This is a genomic window from Chryseobacterium artocarpi (assembly GCF_001684975.1).
Lineage (GTDB): Bacteria > Bacteroidota > Bacteroidia > Flavobacteriales > Weeksellaceae > Chryseobacterium > Chryseobacterium artocarpi.
Genome location: NZ_MAYH01000045.1, coordinates 632013 through 656330, shown reverse-complemented (window position 1 = coordinate 656330; position 24318 = coordinate 632013). Strand labels below are relative to the sequence as shown.

Annotated in this window: 22 protein-coding genes and 1 riboswitch; of the genes, 6 read left to right on the top strand and 16 right to left on the bottom strand. The window is 34.7% G+C overall.

Going from position 1 to position 24318, the window contains the following annotated elements; translation table 11 throughout:
* Positions 1–165: 165 nt before the first annotated feature.
* Both BBI01_RS17815 and BBI01_RS17810 read right to left on the bottom strand, forming a co-directional pair.
* Positions 166–1704 carry an ACT domain-containing protein gene (locus tag BBI01_RS17815; RefSeq protein WP_065395958.1) on the bottom strand — a complete coding sequence of 513 codons (1539 nt, stop codon included), beginning with the start codon at positions 1702–1704 and terminating at the stop codon, positions 166–168.
* A 4-nt stretch (positions 1705–1708) separates the two neighbouring features.
* Complete coding sequence (locus tag BBI01_RS17810) at positions 1709–2647, bottom strand: alpha/beta fold hydrolase (RefSeq protein ID WP_065395957.1); 939 nt, start codon at positions 2645–2647, stop codon at positions 1709–1711.
* A 60-nt stretch (positions 2648–2707) separates the two neighbouring features.
* Positions 2708–2816, bottom strand: a riboswitch (SAM riboswitch).
* Positions 2817–3004: 188 nt separating this feature from the next.
* Here BBI01_RS17810 and BBI01_RS17805 point away from each other — a divergent pair.
* Complete coding sequence (locus BBI01_RS17805; protein WP_065395956.1) at positions 3005–5620, top strand: MGH1-like glycoside hydrolase domain-containing protein; 2616 nt, start codon at positions 3005–3007, stop codon at positions 5618–5620.
* A 262-nt stretch (positions 5621–5882) separates the two neighbouring features.
* Here BBI01_RS17805 and BBI01_RS17800 read toward each other — a convergent pair whose 3' ends face one another.
* The 8 genes from BBI01_RS17800 to BBI01_RS17765 all read right to left on the bottom strand — a co-directional run bounded on the left by BBI01_RS17800 (position 5883) and on the right by BBI01_RS17765 (position 13161).
* The gene (locus tag BBI01_RS17800; protein WP_065395955.1) at positions 5883–6302 is read right to left on the bottom strand and encodes an OsmC family protein; all 420 of its coding nucleotides are present in this window, start codon (positions 6300–6302) and stop codon (positions 5883–5885) included.
* A gap of 23 nt (positions 6303–6325) precedes the next feature.
* Positions 6326–7648: a DUF58 domain-containing protein gene (locus BBI01_RS17795; protein WP_065395954.1), complete on the bottom strand. Its 1323-nt coding sequence runs from the start codon at positions 7646–7648 to the stop codon at positions 6326–6328.
* A 72-nt stretch (positions 7649–7720) separates the two neighbouring features.
* The gene (locus BBI01_RS17790; protein ID WP_065395953.1) at positions 7721–8071 is read right to left on the bottom strand and encodes a four helix bundle protein; all 351 of its coding nucleotides are present in this window, start codon (positions 8069–8071) and stop codon (positions 7721–7723) included.
* A 70-nt stretch (positions 8072–8141) separates the two neighbouring features.
* Entirely contained in the window at positions 8142–9173 is a 1032-nt protein-coding gene (locus BBI01_RS17785; RefSeq protein ID WP_065395952.1) for an AAA family ATPase, read from the bottom strand.
* A 108-nt stretch (positions 9174–9281) separates the two neighbouring features.
* Positions 9282–10439 carry a DUF4350 family protein gene (locus BBI01_RS17780; protein ID WP_065395951.1) on the bottom strand — a complete coding sequence of 386 codons (1158 nt, stop codon included), beginning with the start codon at positions 10437–10439 and terminating at the stop codon, positions 9282–9284.
* Positions 10440–10450: 11 nt separating this feature from the next.
* Positions 10451–11239, bottom strand: a complete 789-nt coding sequence (locus BBI01_RS17775; RefSeq protein WP_065395950.1) for a DUF4129 domain-containing protein — start codon at positions 11237–11239, stop codon at positions 10451–10453.
* Positions 11232–12194 carry a DUF4013 domain-containing protein gene (locus BBI01_RS17770; RefSeq protein ID WP_065395949.1) on the bottom strand — a complete coding sequence of 321 codons (963 nt, stop codon included), beginning with the start codon at positions 12192–12194 and terminating at the stop codon, positions 11232–11234. Before BBI01_RS17770 ends, BBI01_RS17775 begins: the two co-directional genes overlap by 8 nt.
* Positions 12178–13161 (bottom strand): stage II sporulation protein M, encoded by a 984-nt coding sequence (locus tag BBI01_RS17765; RefSeq protein ID WP_065395948.1) that lies wholly within the window; start codon positions 13159–13161, stop codon positions 12178–12180. The genes BBI01_RS17770 and BBI01_RS17765 overlap by 17 nt, the downstream gene beginning before the upstream one ends.
* A gap of 28 nt (positions 13162–13189) precedes the next feature.
* Here BBI01_RS17765 and BBI01_RS17760 point away from each other — a divergent pair, with 28 nt between their 5' ends.
* Both BBI01_RS17760 and BBI01_RS17755 read left to right on the top strand, forming a co-directional pair.
* Entirely contained in the window at positions 13190–13939 is a 750-nt protein-coding gene (locus BBI01_RS17760) for an RDD family protein (RefSeq protein WP_065395947.1), read from the top strand.
* A 57-nt stretch (positions 13940–13996) separates the two neighbouring features.
* Complete coding sequence (locus tag BBI01_RS17755; protein ID WP_065395946.1) at positions 13997–14287, top strand: GNAT family N-acetyltransferase; 291 nt, start codon at positions 13997–13999, stop codon at positions 14285–14287.
* Here BBI01_RS17755 and BBI01_RS17750 read toward each other — a convergent pair.
* The 5 genes from BBI01_RS17750 to smpB all read right to left on the bottom strand — a co-directional run bounded on the left by BBI01_RS17750 (position 14276) and on the right by smpB (position 19096).
* A complete protein-coding gene (locus BBI01_RS17750) occupies positions 14276–15247 on the bottom strand; it encodes a glycosyltransferase family protein (protein WP_065395945.1) in 972 nt (323 codons plus the stop codon). The two genes, BBI01_RS17755 and BBI01_RS17750, sit on opposite strands and share 12 nt — an antisense overlap.
* Positions 15247–16071 carry a UDP-2,3-diacylglucosamine diphosphatase gene (locus BBI01_RS17745; RefSeq protein WP_065395944.1) on the bottom strand — a complete coding sequence of 275 codons (825 nt, stop codon included), beginning with the start codon at positions 16069–16071 and terminating at the stop codon, positions 15247–15249. Before BBI01_RS17745 ends, BBI01_RS17750 begins: the two co-directional genes overlap by 1 nt.
* A 141-nt stretch (positions 16072–16212) precedes the next feature.
* On the bottom strand, positions 16213–16953 hold the full coding sequence (locus BBI01_RS17740; protein WP_065395943.1) for a YebC/PmpR family DNA-binding transcriptional regulator: 741 nt from the start codon (positions 16951–16953) through the stop codon (positions 16213–16215).
* Positions 16954–17048: 95 nt separating this feature from the next.
* Positions 17049–18560 (bottom strand): OmpA family protein, encoded by a 1512-nt coding sequence (locus tag BBI01_RS17735; protein ID WP_065395942.1) that lies wholly within the window; start codon positions 18558–18560, stop codon positions 17049–17051.
* Positions 18561–18637: 77 nt separating this feature from the next.
* Positions 18638–19096 (bottom strand): SsrA-binding protein SmpB, encoded by a 459-nt coding sequence (gene smpB / locus BBI01_RS17730; protein WP_034694839.1) that lies wholly within the window; start codon positions 19094–19096, stop codon positions 18638–18640.
* 121 nt (positions 19097–19217) lie between these two features.
* On the opposite strand from smpB, the gene BBI01_RS17725 reads away from it, so the two are divergent.
* Positions 19218–20840, top strand: coding sequence for an ABC-F family ATP-binding cassette domain-containing protein (locus BBI01_RS17725; protein WP_065395941.1), 1623 nt, complete (start codon positions 19218–19220; stop codon positions 20838–20840).
* 76 nt (positions 20841–20916) lie between these two features.
* On the opposite strand, the gene BBI01_RS17720 is transcribed toward BBI01_RS17725, so the two are convergent.
* Positions 20917–21729, bottom strand: coding sequence for a M48 family metallopeptidase (locus tag BBI01_RS17720; RefSeq protein WP_065396006.1), 813 nt, complete (start codon positions 21727–21729; stop codon positions 20917–20919).
* Between the two features lie 109 nt (positions 21730–21838).
* On the opposite strand from BBI01_RS17720, the gene recJ reads away from it, so the two are divergent.
* Positions 21839–23551, top strand: a complete 1713-nt coding sequence (gene recJ / locus BBI01_RS17715) for a single-stranded-DNA-specific exonuclease RecJ (protein WP_065395940.1) — start codon at positions 21839–21841, stop codon at positions 23549–23551.
* Positions 23552–23655: 104 nt separating this feature from the next.
* Positions 23656–24240 carry a nicotinate (nicotinamide) nucleotide adenylyltransferase gene (nadD, locus tag BBI01_RS17710; RefSeq protein WP_065395939.1) on the top strand — a complete coding sequence of 195 codons (585 nt, stop codon included), beginning with the start codon at positions 23656–23658 and terminating at the stop codon, positions 24238–24240.
* Positions 24241–24318: the final 78 nt, after the last annotated feature.

Sequence of the window (24318 nt, the reverse complement as noted above, 5' to 3'; positions counted from 1 at the left end):
GTCACAATGTATCTTATGATGTTATCCAAATATGATGCGTTTTAAATCTGGTATATTTATTAAAATGCTGTATTCATATGTTTGATAGAATTTTATTCTATCCTTGGTTGAATCACCCCTTCGGGATTGGTATCATTTGATACATTGTTGATTTATTTTGTACGATTATTTTGTTTCACTTAGTCTTAAGATATCACCGAATACTCCTCTTGCTGTTACCTGTGCTCCGGCTCCGGCTCCCATGATAACAATAGGATTTTCCCCATAACTCTCTGTATAAATCTCAAAGATGGAATCTGAACCTTTCAGTTGCCCTAAAGCTGAAGTTGCAGGAACAGAAATCAGTTTTACATCCAATTCGCCTTTGTCTTTCTGTAAATCACCATGTAAGTCACCTACATATCTCAATACATGACCTGGCTCCTGATTTTCTTTTATCTTTTGATATTCTTCGTCTAATTCTTCAAGTCTTGTAAGGAATTCTGACTTTGAAACTTCAAGTAAACTTCCCGGAACAAGGTTTTGAATGTTGATATCTTCAAATTCATTGATCAGATCTAGTTCTCTAGCCAAAATCAAAAGCTTTCTTGCTACATCATTTCCTGACAAATCTTCTCTTGGGTCCGGTTCTGTGTATCCTTTCTCCAAAGCTTCATTGATGATCGTTGAAAATTTATCATCCCTCAAAGAGAAATTGTTGAAAACATAGCTTAAAGTTCCTGAGAAAACGCCTTTGATTCTTGTGATATTTTCTCCTGAAAGGTGTAATAATTTGATGGTATCAATCAATGGAAGACCTGCTCCTACATTGGTTTCATATAGATAACGTCTGTTCTTTTTATTCAACGTATATCTTAGTTTTCGGTATTCTTCGATAGGAAGAGTGTTGAAAATTTTATTGGAAGAAACCAGATCAAAACCATTTTCAGCCAATGCCTGATAATTTTTCACAAAATCCTTGCTTGCTGTGTTATCTACAACAATCAGATTCTCCAGTTGGTTTTCATTGGAGAAATTAATCAGCTCCTCAACATTTGATGGGCGCTCTGCTGTTAAAACCTCATCTGTCCAGTTATTATCAAAACCTTTTTTGTTGAAAGCAATTTTCTTTGAATTGGCTACAGCAACTACTTTTAAGTCTATTTTTTTACGTCTTTTGATCTCTTCTGAAGACTCCAGAACTTGCTGGATCAGTGTTTTTCCTACATTTCCATGCCCGATAATGGCAAGATGAACGGTTTTAGGCTTTTTAAATATTTCAGATTCAATGATATTTTTTGTTTTCTCATCCTGTGAAGACGTCACAACAATATTGACTCTGTTTTCTCCTGCCACTTGATTTAAAAGCAATGGGAAAACATTATTTCTCGCCAGTTCTGCAAAAACTTTATTGGAATCTTCTGCTACAAAACCGATCACAGAAACATTGTTGATACTGTATATTTGAGATACTTTGCCTGATTTTCTTTCTTCTTCAAATTCATCAATAAGACAAGCTACTGCTTTTTCTGCATCATTTTCGTGAACCAAAATAGAGATTCCGTTTTCTATAGCCTGCTGAGAGATTACTCCCACACTGATACGCGCTAAAGTAAGCGCTTTAAAAATTCGTCCGTCAATTCCTATTTCTCCAAGAAAATCTTCTCCTTCAAATTTGACGATTGATCTGTTCTTCAAAAATTTTATTTCGTTAGCATTTTTCATTACTTTATAAAATGTTTTTTATGATATTATTTAATTGTTGATATTCCATTAGGAAGGCATCGTGCCCGTGTATAGATTGGATCTCGTGGTAAGAAACATCCTTCTTTCTCTCTTTTAATTTCTCAAAACACATTCGGATTTCAGAAGCTGAAAAAAAAAGGTCTGTATCTACAGAGATCATGTGCATTCGTGCCTCTATACTCTCCAAAGCTGTTTCATCAGTATTTATATTCATCAGCAAATGATTCATCAGCTTGTACGCTTGTAAACTAAACCTTTCGTTAAGTGCGTTACCGTGATAAATCAGCCAATCTTCGGATTCTAGCCGTTGTTTATCCTGATTGTATTTATTTTGAAATCTGTCGTTAAGTGACTCAGGAGTTCTATAACACAGCATCGCATGGATTCTTGCTTTCTGTAATGGCTCATCTTTATCATTCAATAAAAATTTCTGAACCAGACACTGTGCATGAAGCCAATCATGTGTTCTGTAATCGCAGGCAATAGGAATAAAAATTTCTGCAAGCTTGGGTTGTTTTGCCAACATTTCCCAAGCGATTCCTCCACCAAGGGAACCTCCAATAATGGCGTATAGTTTTTTGATATGTAAAGCCTCTAATCCTTTCAGAAATATATTGGCTATATCTGAAGGCGTGAAATCTTCATAATCTTCAATTAAAAAATGATCGTATCCGTTTCCTGGAATGTTGAAACACAGAACTGTGTATTTATTTGTATCAACGATCTGATTGTTTCCTACCAATTGTTTCCACCATCCTTTATCACCAGATACTGTTGAATTTCCGGTTAAAGCATGGTTAATCAAAATGATGGGAGCCGTAAACAGGTCTTTCCCGAAAAGCTCATAGCTCAACGAGATATTGTATTCCTTTTGGGAATAGGTTTGATACGAAAGATTAATATAGTTTAGTTCTGTTTTCAATTCTATTATATTTTAATACAATTGAAAATGCCACAGGAAATGGCTGAAAAGAACTTCAGTAAGTTATCTGTCCAAAAATTACTTTGGTAGAACGTAGCACCTTCTTTGCTTGCGCAAAGGGTTGCTAAGGTTTCATAGGGTCTAATCCCTCAACCTTTCTTGATAACATTTTCAATATTTGAATGAACGAATGATGCAAAGGTAGTTCTTTTCTTTTAAAATCAAAAAAAAATTAATTTAATATTTTAAAAAGCCCTTAAACACAACTATTCCAAAGGTATATTAATTATTATTCAGATAGAAGGAATTGGAATTATTTTACAAAAAAACTAACTTCGTATTGAAAAATGATGACATATGATCGCCGAAAAGGAAAGATTACAAGATACCAAATGGAAAAACTGGGGACCTTATGTAAGTAACCGTCAATGGGGAAATGTACGTGAGGACTACAGTTCCGATGGAAATGCGTGGAACTATACTAATCATAATAATGCCGAAAGCTATACTTACCGTTGGGGAGAAGAAGGTATTGCCGGAATGTCTGATGTAAAACAACTTTTTTGTTTTGCCTTTTCGTTTTGGAATAAAAAGGATAAAATTGTCAAAGAGCGCTTCTTCGGATTGAGCAATCCTCAGGGAAATCATGGTGAAGACATCAAGGAAATTTTCTATTATCTGGATAATACACCTACTCATAGCTATATGAAGATGGTTTATAAGTATCCGATCAATGAATTTCCATATGATGAACTGGTAGCGGAAAACGGAAGACGTAGTAAGCAGGAACCTGAATATGAGATTTTTGATACTGGGATATTTGATAATGACGCTTATTTTGATATTTTCATAGAATACTGTAAAGCGGATCACAATGATATTCTCGCAAGAGTAACAGTTTGTAACCGAAGTCAGCAGGACGCACCTATTGTAGTTGCACCAACGGCATGGTTCAGAAATAACTGGAAATGGGGTTACAACACTTATAAAGCTGAAATGTTTGCTTCACATGACGGAAGTATTAATATTGAGCACGACAGTATTTCTATCAAGAAGTTTTATTCAAGAAAGGATAATAATCAAAGGGTATTTTGCGAAAATGAAACCAATACCCCTAAGCTGTATGGAGCTCCTCAGGCTGAAAATAGTTACTTTAAGGATGGTATCAATAATTTTATCATTCATCATAGCAATACGGTAAACCCTGAAGAAAGAGGAACAAAAGCTTCTTTTTTAATTGATGAAATAATTGGTGCCGGACAATCTGAAACTTTTGAATTCAGATTTTGCCCTGAAGCCACTGCTGAACCTTTTGAAAGTTTTGATGAGATTTTTAATACCAGAAAAGCCGAAGCCGAAGAATTTTACAATGAAGTTCAAAATGATACGACGAATGAAGATGAAAAAAATGTTCAGAGACAAGCTTTTGCCGGACTTCTTTGGAATAAACAGTTTTACCACTACAATATAGGAAAATGGCTGAAAGGTGATCCTAATTTTGAAGCTCCAAGAAACTTTAATGAATATGTAAGAAATACGGAATGGAACCATCTTCACAATAAAGATATTATTTCCATGCCCGATAAATGGGAATATCCATGGTACGCAACCTGGGATCTTGCTTTCCACTGTGTTCCTTTATCTATCATTGATGCAGAATTTGCCAAAGGTCAACTTTTACTTCTTACCAAGGAATGGTATATGCATCCTAACGGGCAGCTGCCAGCCTATGAATGGAATATGAGTGACGTAAATCCGCCTGTACATGCTTGGTCTTGCTTCAGAGTTTTTAAGATCGATGAAAAGAATAATGGAAAACCAGATTTATTATTCCTAGAAAAAGTCTTCCAGAAACTTCTTTTGAATTTTACCTGGTGGGTGAACAGAAAGGATAAAAATGGGAAGAATATATTTGGGGGAGGCTTCCTTGGACTAGATAATATCGGTGCTTTCGACCGAAATATGGTTTTAGAAGATGGACAGTATCTTGAACAGGCAGACGGAACCAGCTGGATGGCAATGTATGCACTGAATATGATGCGAATTGCTATGGAACTGGCTCAGTATTATCAGGTATATGAAGATATGGCGATAAAGTTCTTTGAACATTATCTGTATATCGCGGAAGCTATGGAAAATCTGGGTGAAGGAACAAAAGGATTATGGAATGAGGAAGATGGATTTTTCTATGATGTTCTTCAACTTGGAAACGGAAATAGTGTTTCTTTACGATTAAGAAGTATTGTTGGATTAATTCCTCTTTTTGCTGTTGAAATTGTAGATCACCGCCTTTTGGAAAAGATGCCGAATTTCAAAACCAGAATGGAATGGATCTTAAAAAATAAACCGGAACTGACAAAATTGGTTTCTCATTGGGATGAAGAAGGGCAAGGCAGAAAACATCTGATGAGTATTCTTCGTAAAAACAGATTAACAAAAGTTTTATCGAGAATGCTTGATGAAAAAGAGTTTTTAAGTTCTTACGGAATTCGTGCAATGTCTAAAGTATATGAAGAAAATCCGTTTGTGTTCTCGGTTCATGGTAATGAAAACGTAGTGTATTATACTCCTGCGGAAAGTGATAGCCGCATGTTTGGTGGAAATAGTAACTGGCGCGGACCGATCTGGTTTCCTATCAATTTTCTGATCGTAGAAAGTCTACAGCGTTTTCATTACTATTATGGAAATAGTCTAAAAGTAGAACTCCCAACGGGAAGTGGAGACAAGAAAAATTTGGATGAAGTGGCTCAGAATATCAGCAAACGACTTTGTTCTATTTTCTTAAGGGATGAAAATGGTCAGCGTGCCTTTAATGGAGGAAACCCAAAATTCAATTATGATGAGCATTTTAGAGACTATATTACTTTCTTTGAATATTTTCATGGGGATAACGGGCGTGGTGTAGGAGCTTCTCACCAAACAGGCTGGACAGCCACTGTGGCGAAATTGATAAAACCTAGACTTACCTTCTAGTAAACAATAAAAACCGGATATTTTATCCGGTTTCTTTTTTGTACACTATTTCTTTGCCACTAATTCCCAAATAATTTTATTTCTGTAAAAACTATGTACCTATGTTGTAAAAAATATAACCACATAGGTACATAGTTTTTGGGAATGTTAAATATTATTCTGCTATTAAAACTTTATAAGTTAATGTTGAAAGGTTTTAATAAAAACATTCGTGCATTCGTGACAAAATAAAAAATGAGGCTTAAAAGCCTCATCTATAGTTTTAAATCTTTTCTCCGTTAACGAATACTTCGTATCCTATTTCTACGTTGGGTTCCAATGTTTTTGATACAGAACAATATTTTTCAAAAGATAACTCTGCTGCTTTTAACGCTTTCTTCGGGTCAATTTCTCCTTCTAAAAGAAATTTCACTTTAATAGCTTTAAAAGGTTTTGCATCATCTACTTGAACTCTCTCTCCTTCTACTTCTGCCTGAAAGCTTTTAATATCCTGACGTTGTTTCTTTAAAATGGATACCACATCTATTCCGCTGCATCCTGCTACTGCCATCAATACGCTTTCCATTGGAGAAACTCCTTTAGCTCCCGGCTGAGAAGTATTGTCCAAAAGGATAGAATTTCCCTGCCCATTTGTGCATTCAAATAAAAAATCGTCGTTTATTCTGTTAAGTGTTATTTTCATTGTTGCTTATTATTCCTGCAAAATTATAAAATTCCTCTGGCTTTTATCTCCAAATATTTATTGATAACGTCAATATTCAAATTCTCAGGAAGAGTATAAACGGTATAAATTCCATATTTACGAAGCTCCTGAATGATGAGTTTCTTTTCAAATTCAAATTTTTCTGCGACAATTTCATCATAGATTTCCTGCATGTTCTCGGGATTCTTGTTGATCATAGTCTGTAATTCTGAGTTTTTAAAGAACACCACAACCAAGAGATGATTCTTTGCTATTCCGCGAAGATATTTCAACTGGCGGTTTAATCCGTCCAATGTTTCAAAATTGGTAAAAAGCAAAATAAGACTCCGTTGATTGATCGTATATTTTACATCCTGATACAATCTGTTGAAATCACTTTCAAAGAAATCTGTTTTAATATTATAAAGTGCTTCTGATATTTTTTTCAGCTGTCCGGATTTATTGTCTGCAGCAATTTTGTTTTCTGCTTTTTTGGAGAAAGTCATCATCCCTGCTCGATCTCCTTTTCGTAGAATAATATGAGACAAAGCCATCGTTGCATTAATGGAATAGTCCAAAAGACTCAACCCGTTGAAAGGCATTTTCATGGTTCTTCCTTTATCAATCAGCATAAAAATACGCTGTGATTTTTCATCCTGAAACTGATTAACCATTAATCGGTTCGTCTTTGAAGTCGCTTTCCAGTTGATCGTTCTGATATCGTCTCCCGGAACATAGTCTTTGATCTGCTCAAATTCCATGGTATGTCCCAGTTTTCGGATCTTTTTGATTCCTCCCAGCATAAATTCACTCTGCAATGCCATCAATTCATATTTTCTGAGATGAATAAAAGATGGGTAAGACGGTAACATTGCATCTTTCTGAAAGGTAAATCTTCTGGCAACAAATCCTAATGGAGATGAGACATAAATATTTAAGTTTCCAAAGTGATATTCTCCTCTTTCTTTTGGTTCCAAAGTATATTGAAAGAAAGTATTAGCTCCAGCCTGAACAGTTTTTTCAATCAGGAAATCTCTCTTCTGAAACTGAAAGGGAATTTCATCAATAATCTTAGTGGTAATCTTAAAACTGTAATTATTTTTAATATCAATCTTTACAAAGTTTTCATCACCATTAGATAATTTTTCCGGTAATATCCTTTGAGCCTGTAACGCATTCTTTTGATTAAAAACAAGTAAACAATCTACCATAAAAGCAAGAAAACAAATCAACAGTACAATATGAGCTGCCCACATTAATCCTGGAAAGAAAAATGCAAGTACATAGAGTATTCCCACTCCGATAAGTGTAAAGAAAAAGCGGGTATTGATGTATAAGTTTTTCATTTTTTAGGTTACAGGTTGCAGATTATAGGTTTTAGTTCCTGAAGGTTTTTATTAGCTTTTTCACAATTGTTATTATTGTAGTGAATTAATTAATCCGTTCAACATTTTAGATATTTCTATTAGCCTTTCATTTAGTTTTGAATAATCCTCTTCGTTTAAAAATTTGAGATTTTTTGAAATTATTAATTGAGTTTCCACTTCTGCACAACTTCCTCTTGATATTTTTAAAAATTGTAGATAATCTGGTTTACTTCTTCTTGAATTTCCTTCAGCAATATTGGACGGTATAGAAACTGCAGCTCTCCTGATCTGTGATATTAATCCATAGAATTCATTCTTAGGAAAAGTATCTGTTGCCTTATAGATTTCAGTAATAAAATCAATAGACTTCTGCCAAACTAAAAGATCTTTAAAATTTGCCATATATAGTATTTCGTACGTTAATTAAACTTTACACTCTATCTACTGCCTCCTTCTACCTATTATCTGCAACCTATCTTGGTATTTCAATTCCTTCTAATATTTGACGGATAATTTCATCCGCTGTCAATCCTTCCATTTCTCTTTCCGGAGAAACAATGACTCTGTGTCTTAATACAGCATAGCTTGCTTCTTTAATATCTTCAGGGGTTACAAAATCTCTACCTCTTAATGCTGCAAATGCTTTGGAAGCGGTAAGAAGTGCTAATGATGCTCTTGGTGAAGCTCCCAGATATAAGAACTGATTTTCTCTTGTGTTGATAATAATCTTAGCAATGTATTCCATCAATTGGGTTTCCACAATGATTTCCTTTACCAGATGTTGATAGTTTTTCAACTGTTCTGCTGTGATTACCTTATTGACAACTTCTGTTTTATCTTCTCTTTTGCTTTCGTGTTGATTTTTAATGATTGCTATTTCCTGCTCAAGATTAGGATATCCTACATTTATTTTAAAAAGAAAACGGTCCAGCTGGGCTTCCGGAAGTCTATAAGTTCCTTCGTGTTCAATTGGGTTTTGTGTAGCGACTACAAGAAAAGGTTCTTCCATGATATAGCGGTTGCCATCCATTGTAATCTGTCTTTCTTCCATTACCTCAAATAAGGCAGCCTGAGTTTTTGCCGGAGACCTGTTGATCTCATCAATCAGTATAAAGTTGGAGAAAATAGGTCCTTTTTTAAATTCAAATTCTGAATTCTTCATGCTGAACACCGATGTTCCTAAGATATCAGAAGGCATAAGATCCGGTGTAAACTGAATTCTGCTGAAACCAACATCGATGGTTTTTGCCAATAGTTTTGCCGTAATTGTTTTTGCTACTCCGGGCACCCCTTCAATAAGAACGTGTCCATTGGAAAGTAAGGCTGCAAGAAGATGTTCGATCATGCTTTCCTGTCCTACTATTACTTTACCTATCTCTGTTTTTACTTTATCCAGGCTCGCACGAAGTTCAATCATATCGATTCTCGACTGAAACTGTTCTTCGTTTTTATTGAGATTTATAGAAGTTTGATTTTCTGTGTTTGGGTTATCAAGGTTTTCCATAATAAAATTTAATTTACCAATCTAACAAGATAGCAATGTAACAATTATATTCCTTAAGAATAGTATTTAATTATCATTGGTAAACTGTTACATTATGATATTGTTATATTATTTAAATATTTCATCAAGCAGTTTATTGATCCTTCCTAGATCTTCCTTCATTACGCTCGCATAGGGATCCTGTGCTTTTTTGATCAAGCTGATTGCTTCATTGATTGTTTCAATGGTTTTCCCTGTCTTTAATTGAAGTTTTTTAGCAAATTCTTCATCGAGGTTTTGGGTATCAATCAATAAGTCTATTCTTACTTTATTCAGAAAGTATTGGGCTTTCTTTGCCATCATGTCATGAAAATCTCCTTCCTGAAGATAAAGATTTCCAATACTTTTCACAAAATCTAACGAGGTATTTCTTAAAGGTTCTATCACAGGAACAATTCTCTGTTTTCTTTTAGCATTAAAGAAAATAAAAAGAACAAGACCTCCCAGGAATAGCCACCATGCATACTTCAAGGCAGGATTTCCCAATATAAACCTCATAAAGAAGCTTGACCTATTAGACTTATTTTCTATAAACCAAAGCGTTTCTCTATCCTGAAGATAAGAAAAAACATCTTGGGTATATTTTACATTTCCAGGCTTTAAAAGATAGTAATTGGTAAGGAAAAGAGGTTCGCTATGAGCATAAATAGTTCCCTTTCCAAACTTTACCTTAATGAAGTTTGCCTGATCTGTATTCTTTTTTTCTACCGTTTTTCCAAGGATCTCTGCACCTGGCTTGATGAATGAAAATCCTCTTCCTGAAGGAAACTTATCTAATTTAATAAAATCATTCTGATATTTTTTATCTGTAAACTTCAATACATTTTCCTCTTCAAAGGATATATCTGAAGCATAGAAACCAATACTGTCTGAAATATTTCTTGGTATACGACTTATGATTAGCATCGCATCTGATCCATTGGATACCTGATCCATTATTTTCTTCCACGATTCCCCGTCAATTTCTTTTTCAATAACAAGAATGTTATGATTTCCTTTCTTGTGCTGACTATAATATTCGTAAGGAGCCTGATCAATTTTTTTCAGATTATTCTTGAAAAGGTCCTTTGCTTCGTTATTAAAAACAAATAATCCGAATGGTGACTTTCCATTAATATCAAAATTCTTTCGCCAGTCTGTAGTTTCTTTTTTGTTAACTTCAAGCAACGCCAAAATAACCATCACAATGATGAAAATTACAGCATATATTTTGAAAGTTTTATTCATGGTTAAATTCGTTATGGTTTAAATGTCTGATATTGGTTTTTGAATTTCTGATAGCTTTGCTCATCAATACTGAATTCTCCGTACCAGACATATTCGAAGATATAAGATAATTCCGAAAATCCTTTTTTAAGCTCCTGAACTTTCAACTCTGACACATAGTCTTTATTTGTTTTTTCAGGATTCCAGTTAATTAGTTTTTTATCGCTTAGTTTTTTAAGAGTAAATAAGAACTGATAACGTACTGCCGAACGATAATCTCCGGCATGTTCAAACTTGGCAATGCTTTCAGGGAAATTGATTTCGTGGATATTTTCGTGTAATTCTTCTACATTAAGATCCAGCTTTTTATTCTTTCTACCGAAGATAAAATTTCCGTCTTTTCCAAGGATATATTTAATGATAAAATATAGAAGAAATCCTACCAGAATAATAGCGAATAAACGGACAAGTGCCACTGTAAATTCTGAAGATTTAGCAAAAACGGTCTCGCCAAAAATGCTTCTCAAAATCTTATCTACTTTCCTCATCAGTTTTTGCCAAAAGGATTCTCTTGGTTTTGATACTGAATAATCAAATTCATTTCCTTTATACCTTGATGGAACATTTTCTTTGAACTGTTTTGGGTAGACTTCATTTTCTGTAACCGGTTTCTTCATCAGCACAGAATCTGCACGCAGCATATTATGATAATGTTCGGTACTCAATGAATCTCCCAGATAATCATCCACAGGAGCAGAATCCTGACCTTGTACAAAGCCAAAAGACAATAAAAATACTATGAAAAAAAGAATTTTATTCATTAATGCCAATGGTATCTATTTCCTCTAATTCTACTTTTTGATGAAGGTCTGTTCGGCTGTCATAATACATCAATCCTGCATTGATGTACATCAGATTTGAAAGAAAAAATGAAACAAGAATTGATATTCCGTAAAATATTGAAAATATAATTCCAAACATTCCTGTAAAAGGATTTTCTTCAAATCCTCTGTCTGAAGGAGAAGTAAGAAGTGAACCATACATGAAAAACATCGGAACAAGTGTAAAGATGGACGTTGCAATATACATAATGATAAACATTACAAATGCAGCTCCCCAATACTTCCAATACGGAGATTTCTCACTTCCGTTCGGATATGAAAACTGTGCTCGTATGGAATAGCTTAAACTTTCTAAAAAACCTCTTTTTGAATTGAAATAATCATACATCAGGAATGTAGTGACATTGAATATGGTAGGATATAGAAGCAAAATCAGAAAAATTCCGATAAAAATCAGGATCAGAACATAAGAGAAACCTATGACAAATAATGCTATAGGAGTCACAATAAATATCATTCCCAAACAAAGCTTTGCAATTCTTCCTACATTCTGCTTAAAATCTGCCAGAATCTCGTCTGCTTTTACTTTCTGTGCACCCTCAGCAATTCTTTTCAGATAAAACACGGGATAAAGATAATTGACAATCACTAAAACAATAAATAGCAACAGCCCTAAAACTCCCACTCCAATCAATAATCCTGCATTATTTGAGAAGTATTCTTCAAAATAAAAGCTGCCGCCATCAATATTTCCTCCAAAAAAATATACAAAGAATTCTTTATACCCAAAAATGAAAATAGCTACCATTAAAACCAATAACAATCCATTGATCAGGGCATAGTTTTTTAAATAATTCTTTCCGTATAATTTGAAGAAATTGAAACTGTCGCTGATGAAAGTTCCAAAATCTCTTTTTTTATAAAATTGTATCATTGATCTGTTTATTAGTTTTTTTATTGACAATGGACGGATATACAACGTAGTAGAATCCAATCAATGCAAGTGAACCGAAGATAATTACCAGATTCAGAAACAAAGGCATTTTCAAAGCATGTCTTGTCACATATCCTTCAATAATTCCGGCACAGATTGTAAATGGAATGGTGCTTAAAAATATTTTAAACGAATCCTGAAATCCTTTTTTAAAAGAATTAAACCTTGAAAAAGTTCTAGGAAACAAAATAGAAGCACCAAGAATCAACCCACACATTGCTTCCACTACCATTGCAAAAATTTCAAAAACTCCGTGAAGCCAAATACCTCTTGCACTGTCTTTCAAGGCTCCGTAATCATAGAAAAAATATTGAAAGGATCCCAGCATTACACTATTTGACAGCAAAGCAAACAAAGTTCCTACTCCACCTGCAATCCCATAAATATACAACTTTGCTCCTACCTGAATATTATTAAAAATGATTCCTATAGTTGTTCCCCAGGTTGTACCACTTTGGTAAATACCAACGGCATTGTTGTTTTTAATATTTTCGATGGTTTCATTCACATAACTTTCCCCCAGAATGATATTGGCAAATTCCTTATCATAAATAGCAGAAATCACTCCTATAGAGGTGAACAGGATAAAGAAAAGAAAAGCATACAGCAAATATCTTCGGTACTGATAAACCAGTAAAGGAACTTCAGTTTTAAAGAAATAAACCAATCTGTTCTCTTCTACCCTTTTCGTTTTATAGATCTTCTGGAAAATCTGAGAAGAAAGATGATTGAGGTAAACCGTAGTATTGCTTTTAGGATAATAAGTTTGGGCAAAAGAAAGATCATTGATCAGGTTGATATACAACGAAGACAGGTCGTCAGGATTTTTTTTAATTTTCCCATCGATAACCTGTTCTATTCCCAACCATTTTTCTTTATTTTGTTTAATGAAATAAACTTCTCTCATAATTGTAAAGGCTAAAATAATAAAAATTATGTCTCAAATTGCGATAAATACATCACAAAATGTAAATATTAACTTTACTACGGCAAGTGTAGGAGAAAGAATGCTTGCGTTCATTATTGACCTCCTGATAAGGGTTGCTTATGTGGTCATTGTGCTTTATTTATTTTTCAACATTCTGGATTTGGGATATATTTTGAATGGTCTGGACACATGGTCTGTAATGGCAGTTTATTTAATCCTTACATTTCCCACTTACATCTACCCCGTTGTTCTGGAAAGCCTTATGGAAGGGCAAACTCCTGGTAAAAAACTAATGAAAATACGTGTGGTAAAGATTGACGGTTATCAGGCAAGTTTCGGAGATTACATGATTAGATGGGTATTCAGACTTGTTGACGTATCATTTGCTGGAGCGGTAGGTTTAATTTCAATGATCGTTTCCAAAAACAATCAACGTTTGGGAGACATCGCTTCCGGTACAGCTGTGATTTCTTTAAAGAACAACATTAATATTTCTCATACTATTCTTGAAAACATTCATGAAGACTACATTCCTTCATTCCCACAAGTTATTGCTCTTAGCGACAATGACATGAGAATCATCAAAGATAATTATACCAAAGCTGTGAGAACGGATGACCGTCAGATCATCAATAAACTATCCAATAAGATCAAGAGCATTCTGAAACTGGAAATAGACCCTACTAAAATGACAGAAAGGCAGTTCATCAATGTCATTATTAAGGATTACAACTATTATACAGGAAAGGATAATTAGTAAACAGAGAATTATTCCCGGTTTAATTTTTGTATATTTAACATTAAAGTTTGAATTATGAAATTTGAAAATAATAAATCCGGAAACGGAGGTGTTCTTACGCTTAATAATGAAGTAAAAGAAGTAGGAAGATTAACCTATACTATTTTTCCTGAAGATCATAAACTGATTATTTCCTTTGTGCTCGTTCACCCTGAATTTGAGGGAAGAGGAATGGGAAAATATTTAGTAGAAGAAGCAATTAAATTTGCCAGAGAAAACAATTGGAATGTTTACCCTCATTGTTCCTACGCAAGAGCCGTTATGACAAGGATGAATGATGTGGAAGATATTTTCCTAAAGAATTAAAACTTCATTCACCAGAATATTTTCAATATCATCAGGGTAATCCACATCCAGATGATGATCAGACGCTACCCACTCCATGATTTCCTGTAAATTTAAAACTTTGGAATTGGGAATACCCATTTTATCCAAAGCACAGGCATTACATTCCTGCTCATATTGGTTATGAATAGGAATCACAAACAGTTTTTTACCTAAGAAAAGAGCTTCGGCTGGACTTTCAAAGCCCGCATTGCATAAAATTCCCTCACAACCTTCAAAATATTTCAGATATTGAGTTTCGTCAATAGGAAACACTTCTATATTCTTTAACTTTACCTGAACCTTACTATATTTTGAAAACACTTTCCATTCTACGGGAATCTTTCTTAAAATCTTAATAATATTTTCATCAGCAAAGCTAGGAAGATAAACAAGATAATATCCTTTTTTATAAGGATTTAAATTCCTGATTTTTCTACGAATTACAGGTTTTTTAATCTGAGGATGATAATTTTCAAAATGAAACCCTATTTTTCTTTCACTGGGAACATAGTATTTTAATATCAATTCTCCCAGAAAATCCTTCTTTTGAGGTTTGGGCGTCTCCGTAAAACTCATAGATGCCTGATGACTAAGTTCAATCATTGGCAGCTTCTTCAACCTAGATGCCCAGCCCGTTAACGGCTCATAATCATTTATGATCAGATCATATTGAGATAGTTCCAGATTCTTTATTGTCTTTGCTGCCTCAATAAAACCATTTTCTGTAAACGTTTTACGATAGGATAAACCGCCTGTTTTATTATAAAGGAGGGAAATGCCTCTATATTGAAAGTTAATGTCAAAATCAGCCTTTAATTGTGACTGATGTCCACTGATCAATGTATCCACCGACGCATACTTTTTGAGTATCGGTATTATCTCCTGTGCTCTGGCGACGTGTCCATTGCCAGTTCCTTGAAATGCATACAAGATCTTCATTAGGAAAAATTAGTTACAATTTTCAAAAGTGCAGAATTATCCATCTCCGGAATTTCCTCTGATTCATCATCTTTTAATAAATGTTTATGATCATCATAGTAAAAGATTTTCCATTCTTTATCATTATATTCCAATGCGGATAAGTTTTCTATCCAATCTCCGGAATTAAAATAAGTACATGATCCTTTTTTATTAATAAACTCCCGAATCTGGGGTTGATGAATATGTCCACAGACCACATAATCGTATTGATTATCTATAGCCAATTCTGAAGCGGTGAGCTCGAAGTCTCCAATATATTTTACCGCCTTCTTTACATTGTTTTTAATTTTTTTTGAAAATGAATATTTTTCTTTACCCATTTTCTCGAGAAACCAATTTACAACGTTGTTGATAATGATTAAAAGATCATAGCCTTTACCACCAAGTTTGGCAATCCATTTAGAATGCTGGACCGATGCATCGAAAACATCACCATGAAAAATCCAGGTCTTTTTTTCATCAATAGTAAGACAGATTTTATTACAAACTTTAAGCTTTCCCAATTCGAAGTCTGTAAACTTACGGAACATCTCATCGTGATTCCCTGTAATATAATAAACATCTGTATTTTTTGTAGCAAATGAAAGAATCTTTCTGATTACTTTCAAATGAGGTTTAGGGAAGTAAGACTTTTTGAATTGCCAGATATCAATAATATCGCCATTCAACACTAACATTTTAGGCTGGATAGAATTGAGATATCTCAGCAATTCCTTAGCCTTACATCCATAAGTTCCCAAATGAACATCCGATATGACAACTAATTCAACGTTTCTTTTCATCTGTATATTTTCAGCTTTTTAAAATTTGCTGGATGAAATGCCTGAATATTTTTCTAATAAAGAACTATATCAAAAACATTCCCTACATTTTTACAAAGAAACTAATTGAAAATTAACTGTATATGAATGCTATGTTATTTTTTATAAAGAGTTCATTAGCTCTTCAGTAATTTCCATGTTGTGATAAACGTTCTGAACATCATCATCGTCCTCAAAACGCTCAAGCATTTTCATGTTTGCTTTGAACTGCTCTGCAGATACTTCTTTTGTATTATTTGGAATTCTTTGTAGTTCAGCACTTTTTGCTTCAATTCCAAGTTCATCTAGTTTGTGAGATAAAGAACCAAAATCTTCAAATGCAGTCGTAATCATTACTTCTTCCTCATCTTTTTCTACATCTTCAGCTCCTCCATCAATCATTTCCATTTCGAAATCATCCCAATCCATTTTAATCTGCGCCAAATCAATTGTGAAAATCCCCTTTCTATCGAAGATGAATGCAAGCTCACCATTTTTACCAAGGTTACCATCAAACTTGTTAAAAACAGCTCTTACATTAGCTACTGTTCTTGTGGTATTGTTTGTGGTACATTCCACAAAGAAAGCAACTCCACCTTGCCCATATCCTTCATAAGTAACTTCTTCATAGTTTTCAGCATCTGCCCCACTTGCTTTTTTAATCGCTCTTTCTACATTATCTTTAGGCATATTTGCTCCTTTCGCATTCTGGATGCATCTTCTCAATGCAGGATTCGACTCTGGGTCTGTTCCTCCAGCTTTCACTGCTAGCGCAATATCTTTACCGATTTTAGAGAATGTTTTAGCCATTTTATCCCATCTGGCCATTTTAGAAGCTTTTCTATATTCAAATGCTCTTCCCATTTTATTTTTAAAATTTTCAACAAAATTACTCAAAAGTCAACAAAAAAAAAATACCTCCAAAAAAATTGGAGGTATTCATTATTTAGAAAAATTAATTATTTTTTCTTTTTAGCAGCAGCTTTTTTCTTAGCTGGAGCTTTACCTTTCTTCACTACAGTCTTCTTCTCTACTACGTCTAGATCAGATTTCTTAAGTGCATCCCAAGCAGCACCGTTTACAGCTTCTACAACTACTTTTCTGTCAACGATTCTATCAGCGTCAGAAGCTTTTGCAGAAACTTGAGCGTCTCTAGATCCAACACCTGTAGATTTCAATTGAGTTCCGCTAACACCTCTAGTTTCAAGAGCAGCAACTACTGCAGCAGCTCTTTCTCTTGAAAGTTTCAAGTTGTAAGCAGCAGCACCTTTAGCATCTGTATGTCCTGTTACTAAGAACGTTCCATCGTTAGATTGCTTAATGATTGAAGCAGCTTGATCTAATTTACCATTAGATTCTGGTCTGATTGTAGCTTTATTGAAGTTGAACAAGATATCTTTAAGAGCTCCTGTAGCTTCTTTAGCGATTACGTCTTTCGGCTTAGGACATCCGTTGTATTCTGGAAGACCTGGAACAGTAGGACAAGCATCATCTTTATCTAAGATACCGTCACCGTCTGTATCTGGCCAAGGACAACCGTTGTTTTCAGCAGGACCTGCTACTGTAGGACAAGCATCATCTTTGTCGATAACACCGTCACCATCTGTATCTGGCCAAGGACAACCATTGTTTTCAACTGGACCAGCTACGTCTGGACATTGATCGTCTTTATCTGGAACTCCATCTCCGTCAGTATCTGGACATCCTTGGAATTCTGGTAATCCTGGAGTATCAGGACAAAGGTCATCTTTATCTAAGATACCATCTTTATCTCTATCTCTGTTTCCGAATCTGAATAAGATAGATGCAGAAGCTTGCCAGAAGTTAGCAACAGAAGAGTGATCACCTGGAGTTGTTACGTAATCTCCTTGGATACCAAGACCGAAGTTTTTAGTTACCCAGAAGTTAGCACCAGCACCTGTAGATACTGCAAAGTGGTTTGCTTTTCCAGCCTCGTTACCATCTTTTCCGTTAGGAACACTATAATCTAATACATTACCATTAGCATCTAACCCGTTTGCAGGGAAAGATTGTCCTGTATAGTCATGTCTTAAATAGTTAGCACCAACTCTTAAATATGGATCAAACCAAGATTCTTCGTTCCATAAAAGACCTGCTGCTTTAGCCTGGAAACCAATACCTGTCATTAGGAAAAATTCTTTCCCCATGTTGAATCTTTTGTTTTCAACATTTCCAACAGAAGTCTGCCAGTCAATAACTAAACCTTTACCAATGTTTCTAGCAACTGTTAACTTAGATAACGGAGGTGTAATAGAATAGTTGTTCACATTGAACACATTCTTAGTCAAATTGTTAGCAGAGAACGTATTACTGAACTTAGATCTTGCTGCTACGTGGTTTTCTGCATGAGCACCAACTCCGATCAACCACGGATTGTTGGTAGTCTGCGCGAAAACAGTAGAGGCAACAGTAAGCGCCAATGCTGAAATTCCTAATTTTAGATTTTTCATAGAATTAAATGATTAAATAATTGATAATGCAAAATAAATATAATTTTTCTTTATATACAAAGTTTTTCAAATGATTTTTAACTTTTCTTTAATATTCTGTCTAGGTTCCGTTTATTTTCTCTATCTTTTATCGCCTCTCTTTTATCGAAAAGCTTTTTCCCTCTACCCAGCGCTATCAGCACCTTTGCTTTACCTCGGTCAGTGATATATAATTTCAAAGGTATAATCGTGTTTCCTGCATCCTTTAACTTTTTTTCAAGTTTTTGCAATTCTTTTTTGTGCAAGAGCAATTTCCGTTCCCTTTTTGTCTTATGGTTGTAAAAAGTTCCCAATTTATACTCATCAATCATCATGTTAATGATGTACAATTCCCCATCAATAAACTGACAGAAGGATTCTGTGATGGATGCTTTGGAAGAACGTAAAGATTTTATTTCTGTACCTGTCAAAACCATTCCCGCTTCATACTCTTCAAGAATTTCATATTCAAAACGGGCTCTTTTATTTAATATACTAACTGTTTTTTCAATCTTCATCATTTTAAAATTTCGTTAATGAAATATATAAAAAATACGATACATTTAAAAACTTGACTATTATAATATTACGAAATACCCAAATTCTTTTTGTATTTTTGCGCCAAATTTACAAAACTATATGTTAACAGTATCTAACTTATCTTTACAATTCGGGAAAAGAGTTCTTTTTGACGAGGTAAATATTATGTTTACCAAAGGAAACTGCTACGGGATTATCGGAGCAAACGGTGCGGGAAAGTCTACATTCCTTAAAATATTAACAGGAAAGCAGGATCCTACAACTGGACACGTATCTTTGGAACCAGGAAAAAGAATGTCAGTTTTGGAGCAGGATCACTTTGCATATGATCAGTTTACTGTTCTTGAAGCGGTATTAAGAGGTAACAAAAAATTATTTGAGATAAAGGAGGAAATGGATGCGTTATACGCAAAAGAAGATTTCTCCGACGAAGACGGAATTAAAGCTGGAGAACTAGGTGTAATCTATGATGAAATGGGTGGATGGACTGCTGAATCAGATGCACAAACCATGCTTTCTAACGTAGGAATCAGTGATGACATGCACTGGCAAATGATGAGTGAACTTGAGAACAAGGACAAAGTAAAGGTTCTTTTGGCTCAGGCACTTTTCGGTAATCCTGATGTATTGATCCTGGATGAGCCTACCAATGACCTTGACATTGATACAATCTCTTGGTTAGAAGATTTCCTTGCTGATTATGAAAACACAGTAATCGTTGTATCTCACGACCGTCACTTCTTAGATACGGTTTGTACGCACATCGGTGACTTAGATTATTCTAAACTTAACCTTTATACGGGTAACTACTCTTTCTGGTACCAAGCATCTCAGCTGGCTACGAGACAAAGAGCTCAAGCTAACAAGAAAGCTGAAGAGAAGAAAAAGGAACTTCAGGACTTCATTGCTAGATTCAGTTCTAACGTTGCTAAGGCTAAACAAGCTACTGCAAGAAAGAAAATGATCGACAAATTAAATATTGACGACATTAAGCCTTCTTCAAGAAGATATCCTGCCATCATTTTTGAAATGGAAAGAGAAGCCGGAGATCAGATCCTTGATGTAAAAGGTCTTGAGAAAACTAAAGATGGAGAATTATTGTTCTCTAACATTGACTTAAACCTTAAAAAAGGAGATAAAGTAGCAGTACTTTCGAAAAACTCTTTAGCAATCACAGAATTTTTCGAAATTTTGGCTGGAAACGTTGAAGCAGACAAAGGAACTGTTGCTTGGGGAGTTACGACAAACCAGTCTCACATGCCTTTAGATAACACTAACTTTTTCCAGGAAGATTTAAGTCTTGTTGATTGGTTAAGACAATTCACTAAGAACGATGAAGAGCGTCACGAAGAATTCGTAAGAGGATTCTTAGGAAGAATGCTATTCTCAGGTGATGAAGCTTTAAAATCTTGTAAAGTACTTTCAGGGGGTGAAAAAATGAGATGTATGTTTAGCAGAATGATGCTTCAGAAAGCAAACGTCCTATTATTAGACGAACCTACCAACCACTTAGACCTTGAAAGTATCACAACATTGAACAACTCATTGTCTAACTTCAAAGGAAATCTTTTACTGGCATCTCATGACCACGAAATGTTGTCAACTGTCTGTAACAGAATCATCGAATTGACTCCAAACGGAATCATCGATAGAGAAATGACTTACGACGAATACCTTGCTGACAAAAAAGTAAAGGAATTAAGAGAGAAAATGTATTCTTAATCTGACTACATAATCATATAAAAATACCTCAAAGCATTGCTTTGAGGTATTTTCGTTTAAACAATAAATAAAATAATTATTTTGTAAGTTTCGTTGTTGGAAGAGCTACTGTTCCCGGATCTTTCCATAATCCGTCTTTTTCAGCTCTCTTCTTAATTGCCTGAGCTCTTTTTTCACTGTCAGGATGAGAATTAAACATTTTCTCAAAACCTGTTTGAGTACTTCCTTGCGATAATAATGCTAATTTCTTAAAAGCTGTATAAGCTCCTACTACATCATATTTATTAGCTTTCATGAAGTCATATGAGTAAGTATCTGCTTCAGACTCCTGTTTTTTGCTGTGAGAAGCATCTAGAAATGCATTAGCCATCTTTCCTACCTGGCTGTCGTTAAGAGTAGCTACCGCGTTAGAAGCAGACGATGCTGCATCCAATGCTGCTGCTTTAAGATAAGCAGATTTCATGGCATCTTTTGTATCTTCATTTTTAACGTGTCCAATTTCGTGACCGATTACGGCTAGTAATTCATTATCTGTCATGATATCCATTAGAGAAGAAAATACACGTACACTTCCATCTGCACAAGCAAAAGCATTGATATCTTTCACTTTATAAACTTTATAGTTCAGATTCAGTCCGTCTTGTGATTTGTGTTTTCCAAACAGTTTGTTCAATCTCACAGTATAAGGATCTTTGGGTCCTGCTACGGGATTGTTTTTATCCATCCAATCTACTGACTCTTTGGATAATTTAACAGCGTCTTCGTTTGTAAAAGTTAAAGCTTTTGCACCATTAGAAACTATTCCGGCAGCTTTACCAAGATTAATTTTCTGTGCACTGATTGAATTCATTGCGCCTAAAAATGCCAGGCATACGATAATTTTTTTCATAGTCATTTAAATTTGGAGCACGAAGATAACCATTTTTTAACAATTATTAAGTCAAAACTTCATTCTCTATCCATTCAAAATGCTATTTTTTTTCCTTATTTTTGTGAACATGAGTCAAAAATGGATTTACAAGCCCGAACCCGATGAGGAAGTTGTGGACGGACTAAGTTCGTCACTTGGTTTTGGCACTTTTGAATCTAAACTTCTCGTTCTAAGAGGAATTGACAATTATCAGAAGGCGAGAGAATTTTTCAAACCAAACCTTAACGATATACACAGTCCGTTTTTAATGGCAGACATGCAGAAAGCTGTAGAGCGTATTGCAACTGCGATTGAGAATGGTGAAAAAATATTGGTATATGGCGATTATGATGTGGACGGAACCACAGCTGTTGCTTTGATGTACCTTTATCTCAGCAAAATTGTTGAGAAAAAATACCTTGATTATTATATCCCGGACAGAAACTCTGAGGGATACGGAATTTCTACTGAAGGAATTGATTTTGCCAAGGAAAATGGTTTTTCATTAATCATTGCTTTGGATTGTGGAATTAAGGCTCTTGATATGATTAATTATGCCTCCAGCCTGGATATAGATTTTATTATCTGTGATCACCACCTTCCTGGTGAGGAAATTCCTAATGCTGCTGCTGTACTTGATCCTAAAAGAAGTGACTGCAGATATCCATTTAAAGAACTTTCCGGCTGTGGTGTAGGCTTTAAGCTTTGCCAGGGTCTGAATACTATTTATAAACTTCCGGAAGCTGAATTATTTGAGTTGACGGATCTTCTTGCTATTTCTATTGCTGCGGATATTGTTTCAATGACCGGAGAAAACAGAGTTCTTGCCAAAATGGGACTTAAAACTCTGAGAAAAACCAGAAATCTTGGGCTAAGATTACTTATTCCTGAAGATAAACTTTCTCATTTTGAAATTTCCAACATTGTTTTTGAAATTGCACCAAAAATAAATGCTGCAGGAAGAATTTCACATGGTAAAGCTGCGGTAGAACTGATGGTTTCTGATAATCTGAAACATGCCAATCAAATCGTAGATGACATTATGAACCTCAACGATGAAAGGCGTGAACTGGATATGAACTCTACCCTTTCTGCCCTGAATCAAATTATAGAATCTCAACAGGAAACAAAACACACCACCATTGTTTATCATCCTGAATGGAATAAAGGAGTAATCGGGATTGTAGCGTCTAGACTTATTGAAACCTATTATAAACCTACTCTGGTTTTTACTGATGGAAATAACGGTGAGATGGTAGCTTCTGCAAGATCTGTTTCTGATTTTGACGTGCATGAGGCACTTGATTTATGTTCGGAATACTTCCTGAAATTCGGAGGACATCATGCTGCTGCCGGACTATCAATGGAAAAAGAAAAGTTTGATGCTTTTAAAGAAAAGTTTGAAAGAATTGTTTCTGAAAAAATTAAGGAGCATCAAAAAGAACCTTCTATCACAATTGATTCTGAAATTAAAGTTGATGATATCAACAGAGAATTTATCAATTTTCACAGAAAACTGGCTCCATTTGGTCCGCATAATATGAAACCTATTTTTACATTGACCAATCAAAAACTTTCAGGATATGTAAAAACTATGGGAAAGGATAATAATCACCTTAAATTTTATATCAAACAGGAATCTACCGGACGAAATATTGAATGTGTAGGCTTCAAACTTGGACAATTTGTTGAAGATTTTAAAAACAGAAACTTCGATCTTGCTTTTACTCTGGAAGAAAATCACTGGAAAGGCAATGTGACTCATTATCTTAATATAAAGGATGTAAAATTTAGAGAGTAAGTAAGTTTGCAGGATTTAGGTTGCAGGTAATAAGGGCTGTGATCAAAATATTGATATTCTAAACTACCGCTACCTGTCATCCACTCTCTACTACCTAGCAAAAAATGAAAAAAATCGGTTTATTTTTCGGATCTTTTAATCCAATACATATCGGGCATCTTATTTTAGCCAATTATATTCTTGAAAATTCGGATATGGATGAACTGTGGTTTGTGGTAAGTCCTCAAAACCCGTTTAAAGATAAGAAATCGCTATTGAAGGATCACAACAGACTTGATATGGTACAGCTTTCAGTAAAAAATTATCCGAATATGAGAGCTTCGAATGTTGAGTTTTCTCTCCCAAAACCAAGTTATACAATTGATACGCTTACTTACCTTCATGAAAAATATCCTGACTATTCATTCAGTCTAATCATGGGAGAAGATAATCTGGATAGCCTTCACAAATGGAAAAATTCTGAAACTCTGATTAAGAACCATCATATCATTGTTTATCCAAGGGTTTTTGAAGGTGAGAAAAAAGATTCTGAGTATTTACAGCATGAAAATATTTCTATGATCAAAGCTCCGGTAATAGAACTTTCTGCTACTGAAATCCGAAACATGATCAAAGATGGTAAGAATGTAAGACCCATGTTACCGCCTGAGGTTTTTGAATATTTGGATGGAAGTAACTTTTATAAGTAATTTTGCAAAACGAAAAATAGAGGTTATAAACAGGAAGCCAGAGAAAGACTCTTACTTTTTACCTCTCAACTTATTTCT